Origin of the sequence: Streptomyces shenzhenensis (assembly GCF_021462265.1) — a bacterium.
Classification (GTDB): Bacteria; Actinomycetota; Actinomycetes; order Streptomycetales; family Streptomycetaceae; genus Streptomyces; species Streptomyces shenzhenensis.
Window position 1 is genome coordinate 220,820 of record NZ_JAJONF010000011.1, and the last position, 13,736, is coordinate 234,555.

General features: G+C 67.9%; 11 protein-coding genes and 4 pseudogenes. 8 read left to right on the forward strand and 7 right to left on the reverse strand.

The annotated features are described in order from the left end of the window. Window positions 1–157: 157 nt before the first annotated feature. Together LQ326_RS17485 and LQ326_RS17490 are read left to right on the forward strand one after the other, a co-directional pair. Window positions 158–982 (forward strand): IS5 family transposase, encoded by an 825-nt coding sequence (locus LQ326_RS17485; RefSeq protein ID WP_234537695.1) that lies wholly within the window; start codon window positions 158–160, stop codon window positions 980–982. Continuing rightward, window positions 979–1,401 carry a hypothetical protein gene (locus LQ326_RS17490; protein ID WP_234537697.1) on the forward strand — a complete coding sequence of 141 codons (423 nt, stop codon included), beginning with the start codon at window positions 979–981 and terminating at the stop codon, window positions 1,399–1,401. The genes LQ326_RS17485 and LQ326_RS17490 overlap by 4 nt, the downstream gene beginning before the upstream one ends. 313 nt (window positions 1,402–1,714) lie before the next feature. On the opposite strand, the gene LQ326_RS17495 is transcribed toward LQ326_RS17490, so the two are convergent. Both LQ326_RS17495 and LQ326_RS17500 read right to left on the reverse strand, forming a co-directional pair. After that, entirely contained in the window at window positions 1,715–3,112 is a 1,398-nt protein-coding gene (locus LQ326_RS17495) for an MFS transporter (protein ID WP_308401946.1), read from the reverse strand. After that, entirely contained in the window at window positions 3,109–3,954 is an 846-nt protein-coding gene (locus LQ326_RS17500) for an alpha/beta hydrolase (protein WP_234537702.1), read from the reverse strand. Before LQ326_RS17500 ends, LQ326_RS17495 begins: the two co-directional genes overlap by 4 nt. 92 nt (window positions 3,955–4,046) lie before the next feature. Between LQ326_RS17500 and LQ326_RS17505 the strand changes: the two genes are divergently transcribed. The 4 genes and pseudogenes from LQ326_RS17505 (at window position 4,047) to LQ326_RS17520 (ending at window position 7,719) form a co-directional block, all read left to right on the forward strand. After that, window positions 4,047–5,015 carry a LysR family transcriptional regulator gene (locus tag LQ326_RS17505; RefSeq protein ID WP_234537704.1) on the forward strand — a complete coding sequence of 323 codons (969 nt, stop codon included), beginning with the start codon at window positions 4,047–4,049 and terminating at the stop codon, window positions 5,013–5,015. Window positions 5,016–5,496: 481 nt separating this feature from the next. Continuing rightward, window positions 5,497–5,652, forward strand: a pseudogene (locus LQ326_RS17510) (transposase); the annotation flags it as partial. Between the two features lie 105 nt (window positions 5,653–5,757). Then, window positions 5,758–6,681: an MBL fold metallo-hydrolase gene (locus LQ326_RS17515; protein ID WP_234537753.1), complete on the forward strand. Its 924-nt coding sequence runs from the start codon at window positions 5,758–5,760 to the stop codon at window positions 6,679–6,681. A gap of 120 nt (window positions 6,682–6,801) precedes the next feature. Continuing rightward, a complete protein-coding gene (locus LQ326_RS17520; RefSeq protein WP_434056951.1) occupies window positions 6,802–7,719 on the forward strand; it encodes an AraC family transcriptional regulator in 918 nt (305 codons plus the stop codon). A gap of 387 nt (window positions 7,720–8,106) precedes the next feature. Here the strand turns inward: LQ326_RS17520 and LQ326_RS17525 are convergent, their stop codons facing one another. From LQ326_RS17525 to LQ326_RS17535, 3 genes are all read right to left on the reverse strand, one after another. Continuing rightward, window positions 8,107–9,204 (reverse strand): integrase core domain-containing protein, encoded by a 1,098-nt coding sequence (locus LQ326_RS17525; RefSeq protein WP_234537710.1) that lies wholly within the window; start codon window positions 9,202–9,204, stop codon window positions 8,107–8,109. A gap of 6 nt (window positions 9,205–9,210) precedes the next feature. Further along, window positions 9,211–9,843, reverse strand: a complete 633-nt coding sequence (locus LQ326_RS48700; protein ID WP_372496884.1) for a glycoside hydrolase family 3 N-terminal domain-containing protein — start codon at window positions 9,841–9,843, stop codon at window positions 9,211–9,213. Window positions 9,844–10,063: 220 nt separating this feature from the next. Further along, a complete protein-coding gene (locus LQ326_RS17535; RefSeq protein WP_234537713.1) occupies window positions 10,064–11,227 on the reverse strand; it encodes a GH12 family glycosyl hydrolase domain-containing protein in 1,164 nt (387 codons plus the stop codon). Between the two features lie 853 nt (window positions 11,228–12,080). Between LQ326_RS17535 and LQ326_RS17540 the strand changes: the two genes are divergently transcribed. Then, on the forward strand, window positions 12,081–12,749 hold the full coding sequence (locus LQ326_RS17540; RefSeq protein ID WP_234537754.1) for a TetR/AcrR family transcriptional regulator: 669 nt from the start codon (window positions 12,081–12,083) through the stop codon (window positions 12,747–12,749). A gap of 226 nt (window positions 12,750–12,975) precedes the next feature. After that, window positions 12,976–13,209 (forward strand): annotated as a pseudogene (locus tag LQ326_RS17545) (transposase); the annotation flags it as partial. Window positions 13,210–13,254: 45 nt separating this feature from the next. On the opposite strand, the pseudogene LQ326_RS17550 reads toward LQ326_RS17545, so the two are convergent. Then, window positions 13,255–13,548 (reverse strand): annotated as a pseudogene (locus LQ326_RS17550) (integrase core domain-containing protein); the annotation flags it as partial. A gap of 4 nt (window positions 13,549–13,552) precedes the next feature. Then, window positions 13,553–13,736, reverse strand: a pseudogene (locus LQ326_RS17555) (transposase); the annotation flags it as partial.

Sequence of the window (13,736 nt, forward strand, 5' to 3'; positions counted from 1 at the left end):
CTGCCGCCAGGGACAGGGCTGGTCGGGGCCCACGACCATGGGGCCCCTGACTGTCAGAGTGCGGGATGTGACCTTCCGTCCGGCTGGTCGTCGCTCGATGGTGTGACGTTGGGGCATCGCTGCCGGTCGGACGTTCGAGGTTCGCTTGGGTTGCGGCATGGACATGGGCAAGCCGTACCCGAGCGATCTCACCGATGAGCAGTGGGAGCTCATCGAACCCGTGATCACGGCATGGAAGGCCCAGCATCCCTCGGTCAGCGGTCACCAGGGCAAATACGCGATGCCGGAGATCGTGAACGCGATCCTGTACCAGAACCGCACCGGCTGCCGGTGGGAGTTCCTGCCCCACAACATGCCTCCGCCCGGTGCGGTGAAGTACTACTTCTACCTCTGGCGCGACGACGGCACCGACCAGACCGTGCACGACCTGCTGCGCTGGCATCTAGGGGAGAAGAAGAAGCGATTAGCCGACCCGAGCCTGATCGTCATGGACACCCAGAGCATCCGCGTCTCCGTCGGGGTGCCGGCCACCACGACCGGCAAGGACGCCTCGAAACGGGTGCCGGGCAGGAAGAGATGCCTGGCCATGGGCACTTTGGGCCTGGTCGTCGAGGCCGTCGTGCTGCCGGCGTCCGCGCACGACAACGCCGCGGGCACCGCCCTGCTGGACGGCGTGGCCGCACAGACCGACAGGGTCCCAAAAGCCCTTGTCGACCAGAGGCTCAAGAAGACCGTGGTCGATCACGGCAAGCAGTACGGCATCGACGTGGAGATCGTCGAGCGCAACCCGGCCGACACCGGCTTCGTCCCGCAGGCCAAGCGGTGGATCATCGAGCATACCAACGGGATCCTGATGTTCTACCGGCGTCTCGTGCGCGACTACGAGCACCGGCCCGCCCGCTCCCGGGTGTTCTGGGCGATGACCTCCGTCATGGCCCGCCGCCTCACCGGATCCACCATCGCCTCCTGGAGGACAGCGTGAGCGACAACCCGCAGATCAGCGCCGTTCTGGAGTACATCGAGGCCCGTGAGGCCGAACTCGGCGAGCAGGCTGGAGAGATCTGCTCCCGCATTGAGGACCTCACCGCCCGGCTGGGGGAACTCGACGCGGAGAGCGAGAACTTGCGCATCACCCGCAAGACTCTCTTCGACATTTCCGCACCGGCCCCCGCCGACGAACCGGCCCGGCCCGACGTCCCGGACCACCCGGCCTGCCAGCAGATCCTCACCGCCTTCGCGGACACCGAAAAGCCGCTGCGCGCCCGCGACCTCTGCCAGGCCCTCGACCTGCCCATCGTCCCGAAGAACACCGAAGGCATCCGGTCCAAGCTGAAACGCCTGGTCACACGGGGCATCCTCACCGAACCGGAGCCCGGCCTGTTCGCTCAGCCCCGCCCCTGACCGTCCACTCGCCCCGCCGACCAAAGCTCCTCACCCAGACCCAACCCCGAAACGGACATCAGCTCACATCCCGCACTCTCACAACCCGAGGATCATGGGGCTGTCGCCGTGTCCGGCGTTTCCCCATGTGGGGGACTCGAACATCTCCCTGCGCGAGCCCTGAGATTTTATCTCAAGCTAAGGGCTTGCCGTGAAATAACTTGCGGGTTCTGCGGCTTGACATCGCAGGTCAGCGCACCATGCGCCCGCATGTTGTTCCTCTGCAAACCCTAAGGAAGCAGGAAGACGCCGTCTTCGGAGTCAGCTGCGCGCCTTACATGCGTGCCGTTCCGCTCCGACTGCTGTGGCCGTGTACGGGCTCGGTGCCAGGCCGGTCGCGGAGCCGGAGACTGATCAGCGCGGTGATCGTGAAGGCGGCGACCTGGTAGAGCATGGCGTGCCAGAACGCGGTGTCCGTATCGGCGGCGGGGGCGTAGTAGGCGAGTCCGGCCGCGGTCACTCCGATGGATCCGCCGAGCTGCTGTGCTGTGGGCAGCAGTCCGGAGACCGAACCGGCGGCGGGGCCGTGTACCTCGGCCAGGACCAGGGTGAACACCGACGCGGTGAAGGCGCCGAACGCGGCTCCGCCGACGGCCAGCACGGGCAGTGCCGCCTGGCGTCCCGCCGCCGAGCCGACGAGCGGGGCCAGCGCCAGGCACATCCCGGCCAGCACCAGGGACGCGACGGTGAGAACCGTCGGCCCGTGCCGGCGGGTGAGAGCGGGTGCGGCTCTGCTGCCGACGACGGCTGCGGCGGCAAACGGTGCTGACGTCAGCGCGGCCGCCAGGGCCGAGTACCCGACGGCGGACTGAAGGTGGAGGAAGAGGAGGTAGGTGAAGGAGGGCACACCTGTGTTGAACACGAACACCAGCAACGTGCCCCTCCGAGCCGACCGGTCACGCAGCACCGTGGGATGGATCAGCGGGTCAGGCCGGTGCGGGAGGCTCCGGACGAAGTGGCCGAGAGCCGCCACGGCCACGGCGAAACCGGCCCACGTCCACCAGGGCCAGCCTGCTTCCCGCCCCAGCGCCAGGGGCAAGACCAGCGCGCCGGCTCCCACGGTGACCAGCAGCGCACCCTGCTTGTCGACGCGGAGTCCGTCCGCCCCGCGGGTGCGAGGCAGCGCGGTCGCTCCGGCCAGCGACGCGAGCGCCACCGGCACGGTGAGGAGCATCACCGGCCGCCAGCCGAGGCGGAAGAGATCGGCACTGAGGACGAGGCCGCCGATCAGCGGCCCGGCCAGTGACGCGACGGCCATGGTGGCGCCGTACAGGCCGAGGGCATGCGGCCGGCGTGTCGCGGGAGTGGCGGCCTGGATGAGCGACAGGACCTGCGGGGCGACCAGACCGCTGCCCGCGCCCTGCACCAGCCGGGCCGTGATCAGCGATGCGGTGTCGGGGGCACACGCGCTGGCTAGCGAACCTGCGGTGAAGATCACGGTGCCCGTCACGAACAGTCGGCGGTAGCCGTACCGGTCGCCCAGCCGTGCGGCGGGGATGAGCAGGCACGCGTACGTCAGGGTGTATCCGGCGAGGATCAGTTGCACGGCGCCCGGACCGGCGCCCAGGCCGGCCTGTATCGTCGGCGCAGCCACCTGGGCGACAGTGACGTTGAGCAGTTGTATGAAAGTGGCGCTGAGTACCACCGGCAGGATGAGGCGTCCGCCGCTCACGGCAGCAGAGCCGCGGCGAGCTCACGGGGCCGGGCGGCGAATGGGCTGTGGCTGCCTGGGAGGGTGCGCACGGTGAACGGGTTGCCGGGCATGACCCGGTCGGCTTCCGCGATCATCAGATCCTGGACGGCCGTGGGCAGTGCCCGGTCCTCCGCGCAGCGCAGGAAGGTCCGCGGGATGCGCCCCCACCGTTGTGGAGTCACGATGACCGGGGTGGTTGGGATCGCCAGCGGCAGATCGGGGCTCAGTGCCGAGCGCCAGCGGTCGAAGCGGTCCAGAGCGGTGTCGTGGTAGTGAGTCTGCCGCAGTTCCTCGACGTAGGCGGGATCCTGCGAGAGCGGGTTGATCCGCACGGCGCCCAGTTCCCCGGGGTCGCCGAGGTTGAGACTCTGGCCCCGGGCCGTGGCGTTCTCGGGCGAGCCGAGATAGTCGAAGAACCGGGGCCGGCCGGCGGGCACGAAGGCCGAGAGGTAGACGATCTCGTTGACGAGTACGGGTGCGCGCTCGGCGGCCAGTGATGCGGGGCCGCCGCCCGCGCTGTGCGCGACGAGCACGACACGACGGTGGTGGCGGGCCTGGCGCAGCGTGTCCAGCACGGCCTCGGCGCTGTCGTCCATCGTCACGGTGGCGAGCGCGGACTTCTCGGTCAACAGGCCCGGCTGGCCCGGCTGGAGGTATCCGCTGGGCAGTGGCGCGTCGAAGCCGTGCCCCGGCAGGTCGATGGCCATGCTCGCAGCACCGAGTGCGGCGAGTGCACGCTGCGTCGCCGCCCACTGCCCGGAGCCGTGCCAGGCCCCGTGCACGAAGACGAAGACGGTGTCTGTGGAGGAAGAATCAGTCATGACCGCATTCCACGCGACCCGGCTTCGATCATCTAGCGAAAGATCTGACAAGCTGGCCGACGATACATGTCAGATATGACTGGGAGGCTGACATGGAGGCGCGACACCTGCGGTACGCGCTGACCCTCGCCGAGCACGCACACTTCGGCCGGGCAGCCGGTGCGCTGGGCATCGCGCAGCCTCCGCTGTCCAAGCAGATTGCCGACCTCGAACGGGAAGTGGGCGCCCGCTTGTTCGATCGCACCCGTCAGGGGGTGTTTCCGACGGCTGCGGGCGCGGCCTTCCTCTCCCGGGCGCGCAGGGCGCTCGACGAGATCGCGGCGGCCTCGGTCGACGCGGCCAGGGCAGCGCGCGGCGAGACGGGACGACTGCGCCTGGGGTTCATTGCCTCCGCGCTGCTCGAACCCCTGCCGGACGTCCTCGGCCGGTTCGGCCGCGAACGGCCCGACGTGCGGTTGGAACTGCACGAGATGGCGACCAGGCGCAGCACGGCTGCGCTCGTCGCCGGCGAACTGGACGTGGCGATCGGCCTCGGCCGGGCAGGGGACGTCGGGGCCGAGCAGTTGGTATCGGTCCCGATCGGACACGACCACCTGGTCGCGGTCGTGAGCAGCACGCACCCGTACGCAGGCCAGTCGTCGGTGGACGTGGACCAGCTGCGGCGACAGCCACTGATCGTTGCGCCGGGGGAGGACGAGCCCGCCGTCGTCACCGGGCTGCGGACCCTCCTGGGCAAGGACTCCCCGGCGCTCTCCGGCGCGACCGTCGCCAGGGACATCCACACCATCATCGGCCTCGCCGCCTGCGGGATGGGCGTGGGTCTGGGACCCTCTCGCATGCTGACGGCCCCACGACGGGGCACGTGGTTCTGCGAGGTGACCCCGCACACACCTCTGCCCGATCTGGTCCTGTCCTTCGGCGCCCGGGACCGTTCCCCGGCACTGAACGCCTTCCTCGACGTCATCCGCAAGAACTGCCCCGAAGTCGGTGCCGCGCTCGACCACCGGCTCGGCCCACTCGGACCACAAGAAGAAGGCGACCGCGACTCGGCCCCTTCCTGACTTCGCCTCGCCGGACGAGTGGGAGAAGTTCACCCCGTTCCTGTGCTTCGGCACCGAGCTCCGCACCACCGTCGGCACGACTCGCGCTGCCACGCTCGACGTTTCCCGCCACAGTGTGGGCATCTGGCAGGCCTGCTGATCGGCCACCGCCGTTTCAGATCGGCACCCGCGCGGCAGCCGCGCGCTGGGGCCGCTCTGGCATGCGGTTCCAGTATTGCGTTGAACCCAACCGGCACCAAAGCGGACAGTCACCCTGCATACGCGAACCACACGAAGTGGCTCTGTCGCTGCTCCGTCATCACCGAAAGTGAGACAGGGCCATTCGTTTGACAGACCCTATCCATCCGTCGCGGGAACGGATCCTGGAGACCCGGGGCTGCAGCATCCAGTCGTCCTCACACTGCTGGGAGGGGTTCGGATCCCCGGCTCACGTTCGTAAGGCCCGCCGTCGGTGCCTGGCCATCCTGCTACGGCCGAAAGCCCCACCACCGGCCACCTCGCCGCCTATCCGGGTCTCGCCCCGGCGCCCCGGAACTCGGGCTCCTCGAACCGCGGCGAACAACCCTCCCGGCGGGGAAGCAAGCAGCTTAAAAGGTTCTTCTTCCTCTCCTCGTTCGCTGCCCTGGGCGGCTCGGCGCTGAACAAACGCCGCCATCCATGACTCTTCAGGCGAGACGATCACGCATACATGAGGTACTTCTGATTATTGAGGGTCTACCCGGCCGGTCCTTATGGTTGGGCCATGCAAATGTTCACCTTGGGGGATTTCGAGATCGTCCGCGTCACCGAGTGGCACGGTGCTTTCGCACCGGTCAGCGCGCTTTTCCCCTCTCTCCCCGCGAGTACCTGGCAAGAGCACCGAGCCTGGCTGGACCCGCACTTCTGGGATGCCGCGACCGGCGACTACCAGGCCCATATGCAGACCTGGGTGATACGGGGGCAGGGTCGCACGATTCTGGTGGACACCGGACTGGGCAACGACAAGCCGCGCGTGCACAGCCTGCTGGCCGACCGCGACGGCGATTTCCTGGACCGGCTCGCCGCGATCGGAGTACGGCCCGACGAGGTGGACACGGTCGTCAACACCCATCTGCATACCGACCACGTCGGATGGAACACCCGGTTGGAGAACGAGGAGTGGGTGCCGACATTCCCCAACGCCCGCTATCTGATGCATAAGGCGGATTTCGACTACTGGAACCCCGCCAACGGCATCCCCCACGCGTCGGACTTCGCCGACCCAGCCGACAGCAGGGCGGGCTTCAACGACAGCGTGCTGCCCGTCCACCGAGCCGGCCAGGCATTGTTGTGGGAAGGCACCGAGCACTCCGTCGCCGCAGGCCTCTCCCTGCACCTGGCTCCCGGGCACACCCCCGGTTCCACAGTGCTCAAGCTGCACTCCGGCACGGACCGTGCCTTCTTCGTCGGAGACCTCGTCCACACGCCACTGCAGTTCCTCACGCCCGACCACGACACCTGCCTGAGCGAAGACCAGCACCAGGCCGCCAGGAGTCGTCGGCGCATGCTGGAAGAAGCGGCGGACACCAACGCCCTCATTGTTCCAGCCCACCTGGGCGGTGCCGGAGCGGCTGAAGTCGTCCGGGAAGGAAGGGACTTCGCCATCAAACAGTGGGCGCCCCTGACCGCGCCGGCGGCGCAGGGCTGATCCCAAGCAGCCGTCGACCCGCGCACCTCCGCCCCGCCACCACTTCCACCGCTTCCGGCGAACGAGACGATGAACACTTCTGTGGACCTAACTTCCCGTCGACCGCATGCCTGGGCAGATGTGGACGTGCTCAGTGACGTCATCGCATCCCTCCGTTCGGGCCGCCCCTTCGCCAACCGGGAAGACCGCGCGGGCACGTGGCGTACTGCCTTCGCAGCGTTCGCCGGAGCGGGATTCCACATCGTAATGAGCGGGGCGTGCAGACTGCTGACGCCCGACGGCCTGCCCCTGACCCTGAACACCGGTGACGTGGTGCTTACCCCGCACGGCATACAGCACACGCTGGAGGACCTCAGCCGCACCGACGCGGACTTCGACGGGCCCACATCCCTGCTGTGCGGGGCCTACCAGCTCGATCGAACGCAGTCCCACCCCCTCCTGTCAGCCCTGCCGGACGTCATCCACCTGCGCGCACAGTTCGGGCGCCATCCCGCGCTGCGCTCCGCCGTCTCCCTCCTGGGCAACGAATTGGAGAACCCCCAACAGGGATCCAGCGCCGCCCTGTCCACGCTGCTCGACCTCCTGCTGGTCTACATACTTCGGGCCTGGTTCAAGGACGAGGCCGACCGCGGCGTGCCCGGCTGGTCAGCGGCGCTGGCCGACCCCGCGGTCAGTGCCGCCCTCAGCGCCATGCACGAGTCCCCGGCCCGCGCCTGGACTGTCGAAGAACTGGGCAAGCAGGCCAACCTGTCCCGTGCGGCCTTCGCACGCCGATTCACCGCTCTGGTGGGAGAGCCACCGCTGACCTATCTGACCTGGTGGCGACTGAGCGTCGCAGCCCGCCTGCTCAAAGAAAGCGGCACGTCCCTCGAGTCCGTCGCGCAGCACGTCGGGTACGGCTCGCGGCATGCTTTCGCCAACGCCTTCAAACGCGAGCACGGCATCTCCCCCGGTCGCTACCGACTCACGCACACCGGCAACCAGCATCCGACACAATGGCATCCCGAGTCCGGAAATGACCCCATGACAGCATCCTGAAAGAGCCCCGAAGAACGGCCGTGTCACTGCTTGTGGCTTTCCGCGGGGCGAGATCTCGGGCGGCTCTGCTGACATGGTTCGCTCGGGTGGTGGCGCTCCATCTGCACGCGATCAATCTCGTAGAAGCCCAGCCGTCGGATCCGCGTGCTCGCGATCAAGGACTCTGGGGATGCGACGTACTGAGGTTATAGCGACAGCATGCGCGCCGTCGGACAGCAACGGCGCAGCTCAGACTCTGCGCCAAACCGGTGACCGCTCGCTCCGCGAGGGTCAGGGTTCCTGCCGGGTGGGGAAGCCGAGAGCGGTCGAAGTCGTCCCGGATGGTCAGCTGAACGGTGAATTCGCCGAGGGCGACTGTGCGGCTGCCGAATATTTCGTCCGACCAGGTCAGGTGGCGTGCCGGTACTCATGGATCACTCCGGCGAGCCGGTCTCGGCGGCGTATGTCCAGACAGGAGATGCGCCCCGGATCGGTGATTGGTTCGAAGATCGCGCGCAGTGGTGCTGCCTGGTTCATCGCTTGATGGGGTCGGTGGGCGTTGTGGTGCACCTCGAACTGGCGGAGGGCGTGGCGCAGGTGGCGCTCGTTCCAGACGAGGGTGCGGTCGAGGAGTTCGTGGCGGCAGGTCTGGACCCAGCGCTCCATGATTGAGTTCATGCGCGGCATCCGGACGCCGGTGAGCACGGTCTGGATGCCGGCGGCTGCCAGGATCTGGTCGAAGAGCGCAGGGAACTTCGAGTCCCGGTCCCGGATGAGGTAAGTGACGGTGGCTGAGGTGCCTTCGAGGTCCATGACGAGGTTTCGTGCGGCCTGGCTCACCCATTGCGCGGTGGGGTGCGCCGTGGTGCCGAGGATCCGGATGCGGCGGGTGACGTGCTCGATGACCGCAAGGATGTACTGGCTTCGGCCGGTCAGGGTGACGGTCTCGATGAAGTCGCAGGCCAGGATTGCGTCGGCCTGGGAGCGCAGGAAGTCGGACCAGGTCGTGGCAGCCCGGTCGGGCGCGGGGTCGATCCCCTCGTTCTTGAGGATCTCCCAAACCGTGGAGGCGGCGACCCTGAGGCCGAGGGTGGCGAGTTCGCCATGCACCCTGCGGTAGCCCCACGACGGGTTCTCCCGGACCAGGCGCAGGATCAGGATGCGGATCGAGCGAACGGTGGGCGGGCGGCCCGGCCTCTTCGGTCGGCAGGTGCGGGCGTGGCGCTGCTTGATCAGGTCGCGGTGCCATCGCAGCACGGTGTCGGGCTGGACCAGCAACCGGAGCCGACGCAGAACCTGGCGCGGCAGCGGCACTAGCAGAGCGGCGAGGAAGGCTCGGTCTTCCGAGGCGAACTTCACCCGGTCCTCCCCGAGCTGCCGCTCGAGGACCATGATCTGGTGGCGCAGGGCGAGAATCCCCGTGTCCTTGTCGCGGTCGCTCATCGGTAGCAGCCACAGCGCGGCGAACGCGTTGGTGATGGTCAGGTAGGCGAGAGGAAGCAACACGAGTACTCATCCTGCCTCAGCACCGACAAGCCCCTGAGCTGCATGGATGACATCGTCGGCAGGTGCAGTCTCGGTGGCGGTGATGTGCTCCTCTTCGCGCACCAGCCCGGGGTCCCGGGTGGCGCCCATGCCGATGTTGTGCGGGAAGATCGTCGCGCCGACGAGGTTGCCGTTGCCGTGCACGGAGTCGATCCCGTACAGCAGCGGGATGTGCAGGCGGGTGGCCAGCGCGTGCGCCTGGTAGCCGTCGATCATGTCCGCCCACGCGGCGGGGGTGTTGGGGGTAGGGGTAGAGCCGCCGCCGGACAGGAGCGAGCCGAGGGCGAGGTCCGTGATCTGCGTTTGGTCGGCGTCGACCGAGCCGCGTTCGGCTTGGGTCATCTGACCTGTCTTCGCTGCCAGCGTCATGCGGCCGAGCAGGTCGGAGACGCGGCGAGGTACCGGCAGCTTCGGGTTGAGGTACGGCAGGGTCCGGCTCCTGGCAGGCCGCGATGCGGCGGTGTCGGTGTCGGCCAGGGCCGATGAGGCCGGGACCGCCGTGGCGACCAGGGCGGCCGCGGCCAGCAGTGCGCCGACCGTACGTCGTCGGCTGATGGTGATTCTTGGCGGCAGCGCGCCGCGCACGGGCTGATATCTCACGCCGATTCTCCTTGGATGCGGCCGCCCCGCAGGCGACGGCCATGGGGATGGCGCCGAAGTGGTGTCCGGGCCGGCGCCCCGCAGCCGCATTGCGTTCGCGGGGCGTCGGCCGTCGCCGTCGGGCTCACTGAAGCCGTGCGACCGGGAGGGTGACCTCACACAGCAGGCCACCCCCAGGCGGCAGCCCGGTCCTGCAAACCATGCGGCGAGCTCTGCCACGCTAGTTCTGCGTCCAGACCTGGTTGGGCTGTGTGCCGCCGCCGTAGCAGTCCCATATCTGCAGCAGCGCGCCATTGCCGGAGCCGTCGGCGTCCAGGCATTTCCCGGACTGGGGGTTGACGACGGTGCCGTTGGCGTTGAACTGCCATTGCTGGGCGCCGGTGCCGTTGCATGACCAGAGCTGCACTTTGGCGCCGTTGGCCGTGGAACCGGCGGCCACGTCGAGACACTTGCCGGTCTGCGGGTTGACGAGGCTGCCGTCGGTCCGCGTCCACTTCTGGTTCCAGTCGGTTCCGCAGTCCCACAGCTGGACGGGGGTGCCGTCGGCCGTGCCCCAGTCCTTCAGGTCCAGGCAGCGGCTGCTCTGCTGACCGGCGATCGTGCCGGACGTACCGCCTCCGCCGCCACCGCCGGAGCCATTGGAGTCGTAGGAGAAGCTGTTCACGGCCAGGCCGGGGCCACCGACCCAGGGCTCGAAGCCGAACTGCACGCTGGTCATGTACCACGCCGACGACAGGTAACCGCGGCTGATCGAGTCGTTGGTGAAGTCCTTGATGTTCACCGTGATCGCGTCGGTGGGCTGCTGGCGAACGTAGGAGACAGTGTTCCAGGCGATGCCGCTGCCTTGGCGGCCGTACCAGACGTCCCAGTTGGCCCCCTCGATCCACACCGTGCCGACCTTGGTGCCGAACGGTGTGGGTGAGCCGGAGTGGTTGGCCCAGATCATCATCTCCTCGCCATTGTTCTGGCCCGAGGGGTTGGAGCTGGTGTCGAACCAGATGTCGTACGAGGCGTCCCACTGGCCGTCGGCGGTCGAGAAGTCGACGCTGGACTGCGGGTTACCGAAGGCCGACACCCGCAGCGGCAGATCGTTGCCGCTGGAGCAGTTGCCGTAGTGGCAGCCGGCGTAGATCGACGGATACGCCGCCGGCGCGCCGCTGGTGCCCACGTCGTGCCAGCCGGTGGTGACCTTGAAGCCGTCGTCCGACACGTCCATGCACTGGGGGATCGAGTCACCCCACTCGTTGTTCTGGACGACGTACTTGCCGCCCGAGACCTTCATGCTGTCGGTCTTGCCGCAGAGGGTCGTGTTCGCGGACGCCGGCGAGGCACCGGCCAGGGAGAGGGCCACCAGGAACAGGGCAGCCAGGACTGCCGAGACCACCGCAGCTCCACTGCGCGGATTCGGGCTCGATCTGGGCATGGGAATCCTTTCGATGGCCGGAGCGGCTCGTGCGGCGCCCGGACCGTGAGGGATGGACCCGGAGAGTGGGGAGCGTCGGCTTGGGAGCGCTCCCATATTGCGGAGCACCGACGCCGGGACCTTCCGGAAATGAAATGAGAGAGAATTGCGCCAAAACGGCGGATCGGCGCCGCCTGAGGCGGGACCGGTGCGCGGCGTCCGAGCTCGCCCAGCTCGTTGACGCCGCGACTCATGAAGCCAGCGAGGCTGATTGAGTGTCAAGCGGTCTGCGTCAGTTCACTTTGTGAAGTCAACGCAAGGTGTGCGTGGCAAGCGTGGACGGCCCTGTCTCGAACAGGCGACCGTCGCTCCGGACCGGCACGCCCCGCACTTTCGAGTCGGCGTCCTTTTGGCGGTGCACGGGCGTTGCGTCGTCCTCGCCCTGCGACGCGTCCGACCTCGCCACTCCTTGAACTCACGGTTCAGGCATCCCCTCTGCCGGATCGTCATGGTCGCCGCACCACCCCTCGGGCGATGCGGACGCACCCCTTGCCGATGCATCCGGGCGGGGCTAAGGTGCCACCTCAGCCAAGTCACCAGCTAGTAGCTACTAACTAATTCGCCCTGGTAGCAACTGACGGATCTTCGGCCCGGGAGTGGAAGTGGGTGATGTCCGATCCGGCCGGTGACTGGACGACGGGGTGTGCTGCACGCCGGGCACACCTGACACGCTGCAACTGCGGTGCGGATCGACTCCTGGGCAGCCAGGGGAACTTACTGTCCCGCAGCGCTGCCCGGAACACCGGTGACGCCCGACGGAAAGGTCTTGGCGAACGTGACTGAGGGGGCGGCGCCCTCGTACCGGCGCGACCGGCCACGACTGCCGGCCGCCGAGCGACGGCGCCAGATCATCGACGTAACCTCCGCGCTTATTGCAGATCGCGGTTTCTGGGGGCTGTCGATGCAGGACGTGGCCGATCGGTGCGGGCTCACCGTTCCGGGTGTGCTGCGTCATGCCGGTTCCAAAACCGGCTTGCTCATCGCCGTGCTGGAACACCGAGATGTCGAGGATGCACGATCGCTTCGTGCGCATCTCGGCGTCGGTGAGGAGGAGGTCCCGGACGAGTGGTCCGCCGGCGGCCCCCACGGAGTCGGTCTGCGACAGTTGTGCTCGGCGACGATGCGGCGCAACTCGGAACAACCGGAGTTCGTCCGGCTCTTCACGGTACTTGAAGCCGAGTCGCTGACACCGAGCCATCCCGCGCACGCCTACTTCGTGAAGCGGCAAGACCAGGCGATAGCCGCCTTCGCGTCCTTGGCCAGGGACATCAGCGACCATCCCGAATCGCTCGCTCGGCACATCGTGGCGATGATGGACGGCCTGCAGATCCAGTGGCTGCGAGCGCCGGAGAGGGTCGATCTGGTCCGGGAGTGGGAGTCCGCCGCCGAGGCGCTGTTCGGTGAACGGGAGGGCGACGCGCGCACGAAGAAGCGAAGCGATTGACGGGCGCCGCAACGCGCGGGGACCGAAGCCCTCTGCAGAACCGCAACCGCATCATGCCCCCGCGCCTTTCCGTCGCCGTGGAGGCGCGGCAGAGGGTGCGTCCAGGGAAGTGCTGTACGGGTCCGATCTGATCCTGGGGTTTGCTCCGGCTTCTGGCTGATGCCCGCGCAGACGAACGACCACCGGCTGATCTTCGAGGTGTCGAAACTAGAAGGAGATCAGCACGATGACCGCACCTGACAGTCTGCCGCTGCACGCCCTCGCCGAGGACAATCTCGCCGCGGCGAGTCCCGATCTGCTGGGCGCGATGGCCAAGACGTTCGCCGACGCACTCATGTCTGCGGAGGCCGATGCCCTCTGCAATGCCGAATACGGGCAGGTCAGCGCGGAGCGAGTCAACCACCGCAACGGTTATCGCTGGCGTGAGTGGGACACCCGCGCAGGGACCGAGCCTGTTGCGTTTTCGTTCGGACGGGTCTGATGCAGGTTCGGGTGACAGGTTCAGTCACGCGGCCTGGAGGGCCGGTGTGGTCATGACGGTCTCGAATTCGACGGGTGTCAGCCGGCCGAGCGAGGCTTGTCTGCGGCGTCGGTGGTAGGTCCGCTCGATCCAGGTCACGATCGCGATCCGCAGTTCCTCGCGGGTGGCCCACGCCCGGCGGTCGAGGACGTTCTTCTGGAGCAGGCTGAAGAAGGACTCCATGGCCGCGTTGTCGCCTGCCGCCCCGACCCGCCCTATCGATCCGGCCATCCGGTGGCGGTCGAGGGCCTGGACGAACTTCCGGGAGCGGAACTGGGCGAGTTCAACCGGTCGATGCAACACCGGGTTGTTGAAGTGAGCGTGGTTGTTCTTCGAAGACTTCGGCGGGGGTCTTCCAGCCGAGGATCTTGCGGGGCCGGTTGTTGAGTGCGTATGCGACGGCTTCGAGGTCTTCGGCGGACTACCGGGACAGGTCTGTGCCTTTCGGAAAGTACTGTCGCAGCAGC

Excerpts from the sequence above, each read along its gene's own strand:
- LQ326_RS17485 (WP_234537695.1), top strand. The coding sequence starts at position 158 with ATGGACATGGGCAAGCCGTACCCGAGCGATCTCACCGATGAGCAGTGG.
- LQ326_RS17500 (WP_234537702.1), bottom strand. The coding sequence starts at position 3,954 with ATGACTGATTCTTCCTCCACAGACACCGTCTTCGTCTTCGTGCACGGG.
- LQ326_RS17505 (WP_234537704.1), top strand. The coding sequence starts at position 4,047 with ATGGAGGCGCGACACCTGCGGTACGCGCTGACCCTCGCCGAGCACGCA.
- LQ326_RS17515 (WP_234537753.1), top strand. The coding sequence starts at position 5,758 with ATGCAAATGTTCACCTTGGGGGATTTCGAGATCGTCCGCGTCACCGAG.